The organism is Actinokineospora sp. (assembly GCF_050699995.1).
Lineage (GTDB): Bacteria > Actinomycetota > Actinomycetes > Mycobacteriales > Pseudonocardiaceae > Actinokineospora.
On the sequence record NZ_JBOHGC010000194.1, the window covers coordinates 1 to 1,513 of the forward strand.

The 1,513-nt window shown below is 70.7% G+C and carries 2 protein-coding genes; both read left to right on the top strand.

The genetic code is table 11. The features are described 5' to 3' along the window. On the top strand, nucleotides 1-211 hold a 211-nt coding region (locus ACRDSQ_RS10655), incomplete at its 5' end, for a DUF3558 family protein (protein ID WP_431420691.1). Continuing rightward, nucleotides 211-1,488, top strand: a complete 1,278-nt coding sequence (locus ACRDSQ_RS10660; RefSeq protein ID WP_431420692.1) for a PPE domain-containing protein — start codon at nucleotides 211-213, stop codon at nucleotides 1,486-1,488. The genes ACRDSQ_RS10655 and ACRDSQ_RS10660, both read left to right, overlap by 1 nt. Nucleotides 1,489-1,513: the final 25 nt, after the last annotated feature.

Genomic DNA, 1,513 nt, shown 5'->3' on the forward strand with positions numbered 1-1,513 from the left:
GATCAAGGAAGTCGAGCCGATCCGGGGCTACAAGGCGCTGCAACTCGATCAGAAGTCGCCGCCTGGGACATGTTCGGTGGTGGTAGACGTCGCGACGGGTCAGACATTGGACAGCGTCGTGAACGTCCGGTCGGAGCAGATCGACAACAAGTGCAAGATCGCTTATGAGTTTGCTGAGTCGGCGATGAAGACGTTGGTTGGGGGCAACTGATGGCGCTTTTCGATCACGGCTACAACTGGGACGCCTGGTCCCACAAGGATCTCCACAAGATGATCCACGGCGAGTCCAGCACCTGGTTCGGCGGCGATGACGGCGCGGGTGTGGCAAACGTGTCCGAGGCCAACGCGCGCTGGGCACGGTTCACGGCCATCATGGCCGACGCGAAGATCCAGACCGATGCCGCGCTGGCGCGGGCGGGCGCGTCCTGGGAGGGCGGCGCCGCGGACTCGATGAGCGCCGGGGTCACCCCGCTGTCGCAGTGGACGGTCGACGCGAACGAAGCAGGCCACGCAAGCAGCGGCGGTGTCGACCAGTTCAGCTCGTCCTACAGCTCCGCGCAGCGGCGGATGCCGGAACCGGTCGAGGTCGACTCCACCGCGAACTCCGCCTTCGGCGGCATCCCCGCCGGGTTCACCCACCTCTTCGGCGGCCAGACTGACCAGGACAAGCAGGAAGCCCAGGCGCAGCAGGCCAAGCAGGAAGCCGTGCGCGTCATGAGTGGCTACCAGTCCGACACGTCCACCGCCCAGTCCGGCCTGGGCCAGTTCGTGCCGCCGCCCTCGGTGACCGTCAGCGTGCCCGCACCGTCCGCGAACCCCGGCGAGATCAAGACCGGCGACGGCTCCATCGTCGGACCGCCTGGGACCGACTCCCACCGCCGCGGCATCTCCGAACCCGCGCCCCACACCATCCGGGACACGGCAGGACCGACCGGATCGAGCGACACCCCCACCCACGGCGTCCAGCAGACCACCAGCAGCAGCGCTACCCCGACAATCCAGAGTCCGCCGAGCACCGGCGGCAACCCGCCCGGCACCGGCAGCGGGCTGCCCCCAGGCACCAAACCGTCGCCCACCTTCGGCGGGCCGTACCTGCCCGGTTCCCTTCCCGGCGGAAGCGGTCCCGCGACGCCTGGCGGCGGGCGCGGTTCGGCCACGGGCAGCGGAACGGGACGCGGCGGCCAGGGCGGCGGTGGTCAAGGCAGTCAGAGCGGCCAAGGTAGTCAAGCCGGTCAGGGCCGTGGGACCGGGCGCGGCCCGATGGCCGGTGTGGGCGGCCTGGGCGCGGCCGAGGGACACACGACTGGGCGCGGCGGCGCCGCCACCGGTCGCCCCGGTTCCCCAATGGGCGGCGGCATGGGCGCGGGCGGTGCCAAGGGCGACGGCGACGAGGACGGCGAGCACTTCGCCGCCGACTACCTGCACGGCACCCACGACGACTTCTGGGACGACGGTCCCGTCGTGGCGCCGCCGGTGATCGGCGCGTGAACAGACCGATCGAGCTGTCCTGGGC

What these genes read in the sequence shown, in the direction of transcription:
- ACRDSQ_RS10660 (WP_431420692.1), top strand. Translation starts at nt 211, where the DNA reads ATGGCGCTTTTCGATCACGGCTACAACTGGGACGCCTGGTCCCACAAG.